Consider the following 2,855-nt stretch of genomic DNA (forward strand, 5'->3'; position numbering starts at 1 on the left):
TCCGTCAGCGGCGAGGAGCGGCGTATCTAGTCGCCACCCCCATGAGTGTCAATCGGCCTTTTTCCACTTTTTGCGACAGATTTGGCCCCCGCCTGCGCAAGGCTTGGGCAGATCTCCGAGATTCCCTTGACGGATCAGGGAAATCTCCCCGGTCAGGGGGCATCCTCACAGGCTTGGGGCGGGCGCCAGGCAGGCGCTTTCCTATCGGTGTGGTGACCGCGCCACCGTCCCCGTGAGGCCTTGGCCTTTGATCTTGAGGCCTGTCCCGCCTTCCGCACGATCGCCGACCAGTGTTACTGCTGCGCCCAAGGCAAAGTTCGGGGGAACGCTCATGGCGCAGGACGCCGCAGACACTCAGCAGTCAGATACTGAACAGAATGGGGACGATAAGCCGACCCCCATGCGCACCGTGGTGGTGGCCTCCTCGGCCGGCACGGCCTTCGAATGGTATGACTTCTTTATCTTTGGGGCCCTGGCTTCGGTCATTTCGCGGAACTTCTTTGCGGGCCTCAATGAGACCGCTGGCCTGATTGCCGCCCTGGCGCTGTTCGGCGCCGGGTTTGCCTTCCGCCCCCTGGGTGCCCTGATCTTTGGGCGGATGGGCGACCTGGTCGGGCGCAAGGCGGCGTTCCTGGTCACCGTCACCCTCATGGGCGGGGCCACCCTGGCCATTGGCTTTCTGCCCACCTACGAACAGGCGGGCCTGATCGGGCCGGCCCTGCTGATCGTGCTGCGGATCCTTCAGGGCCTGGCGCTCGGGGGGGAGTACGGGGGCGCAGCGATCTATGTGGCCGAACACGCCCCTGACCATCGCCGAGGCGAATTCACTGGCTGGATCCAGACCTCGGCGGCCTTTGGTCTGATCGGCGCCCTGGTGGTGATCCTGGTCACCCGGCGCACGGTAGGAGAGGAAGCCTTCGCCGACTGGGGCTGGCGCATCCCCTTCCTGGTCTCTGCTGGCCTCCTGGCGATCTCGATCTTCATGCGCCTGAAGCTCTCAGAGAGCCCCAGCTTTGAACGCCTGAAGGCCGCAGGCCAGCAGACCAAGGCCCCCTTCGCGGAAGCCTTTGGCCAATGGGGCAATCTGAAGCTGGTGCTCCTGTCGCTGTTTGCCTTCATGAGCGCCCAGGGTGCGGTCTGGTACACCGCCTTCTTCTACACCCAGATCTTCCTGGAGCGGTTTTTGAAGGTGGCGCCGGCGACGGTGAACACCCTGATGATCTGCGCCACCATCGCCAGCGCACCGCTCTATGTGATGTTCGCCTGGCTTTCGGACCGGGTCGGGCGCAAGTGGGTGATGTGGTTTGGCATGACCCTGGCCCTGATCGCCTTCTTCCCGGGGTTCCAGGCCCTGACCATGGCCGCCAATCCGGCCCTGGCTGAGGCCCAGCGGGCCACACCGGTGGTGGTGGTCGCAGACCCCGCCGACTGCGCCCTCCAATTTGACCCGGTCGGGCGCGCGCAGTTCGTCTCAGCCTGCGACATTGCCAAGACCTCCCTGGCCAATGCCGGGGTCTCCTATGACAATCAGGCTGCCCCGGCCGGTGCCCCGGCTCAGGTCCGGGTCGGCCAGACCATTGTGGTCTCCATCGATGGATCACAGCTCTCGCCCGACGCTCTCAAGGCGGCGCGGGCTGAGGTGGACAGCCAGATCCGTGAGGCGCTGAGCGCCAATGGCTACCCTGCCGCAGCTGACCCGGCGCGGACCAATCTCGTGGCGGTGTTCGGCATCCTGATGATCTTCGTGGTGGCAGCCACAGCCCTCTATGGGCCCATGGCTGCGACCCTGGTGGAATTGTTCCCCACCCGGGTGCGCTACACTGCCATGTCCCTGCCCTATCATATCGGCACGGGCTGGGTGGGGGGCTTTGTTCCCTTCAGCGCTTTCGCCATCGTGACGGCGACCGGCAACATCTATTCCGGCCTCTGGTACCCGGTGATCTTCACCGGCATCAGTGTGGTGGTGTGCCTGTTCCTGCCCGAGACCAAGGGCAAGCCCCTGGACTGAAGCCCGCCTCAGGCCTCTGGGGCGGCCAGCATAACCTCGACGGCCAGGCCGGACTCCGCATAGGCCCGCAGGGCGGCGGCGTCCGGCAGGGCGGTGATCAGGCTGACGACCTTCAGCCCCTGGCGAGCCAGGTCGATCAGCTGGTCTGGACTGGCGGCCTCGCCAGTCAGGCGCTCGGCGTCTCGCCTGGCCATGCCGAGGATCTCTGGGTCGGCGTCCTGGGGGATCACCAGCACATCGGCTGCGGCCAAGGCGCGACTGGCCCGCAAGGTGATCAGGTCCGCTGGCCCGCGACCGGCCACGAACTGCAGCTTGCCCGGTTGCGGCTCATCCTCCGACAGGGCGCGACGCAGAAGGGCCTCGGCAGCCTCCATATTGCCGGCCATGGCCGCATCCGCCGCCGGGCCTTCCAGGGCCTGGCGGAGAAAAGCTCGACGGCGGGGCAGCTCAGGCAGGGCCTCACGGACCTCATCCTGCATGCGGCGGAACAGGGCCGCGATGCGACCCGTCCCTTCCGGAATGCGAGTCTCGATGGTGTTGCGCAACATGGTGGCCAGCATAGGCGAGGACCCCCCGGTCCCTACCGCAGCCACCACCTCGCCCCGGTCGATGACCGCTGGGGTGGTAAAGTCGCACAGCGGCGGGCGGTCCACCACATTCACCGGGACCCGGGCGGCCCGGGCGGCCGTCAGCGCCCCCTGGACAAACAGGTCATCGGGGCTGGCGATAAACACCAGGCTTGCCCCGGCATAGGTGGCCGGCAGATAGGCCTGGGCGTCGGCGACCCGAACCAGCCGGGCTGGGGAGCCGTCAAACAGACGGGCCTTGGCGTCGGCACCTTCACCAG

General features: G+C 66.7%; 2 protein-coding genes. One reads left to right on the top strand and one right to left on the bottom strand.

Annotated features, from left to right (window positions below):
• The first annotated feature begins 400 nt into the window (after nucleotides 1-400).
• Complete coding sequence (locus MH112_RS01045) at nucleotides 401-2,008, top strand: MFS transporter (protein WP_296562825.1); 1,608 nt, start codon at nucleotides 401-403, stop codon at nucleotides 2,006-2,008.
• Between the two features lie 8 nt (nucleotides 2,009-2,016).
• On the opposite strand, the gene MH112_RS01050 is transcribed toward MH112_RS01045, so the two are convergent.
• Nucleotides 2,017-2,855 (bottom strand): NAD(P)-dependent oxidoreductase (locus tag MH112_RS01050; protein ID WP_296562823.1); only part of this gene is annotated, 839 nt, incomplete at its 5' end.

The organism is Phenylobacterium sp. (assembly GCF_022402485.1).
Taxonomy (GTDB): domain Bacteria; phylum Pseudomonadota; class Alphaproteobacteria; order Caulobacterales; family Caulobacteraceae; genus Phenylobacterium.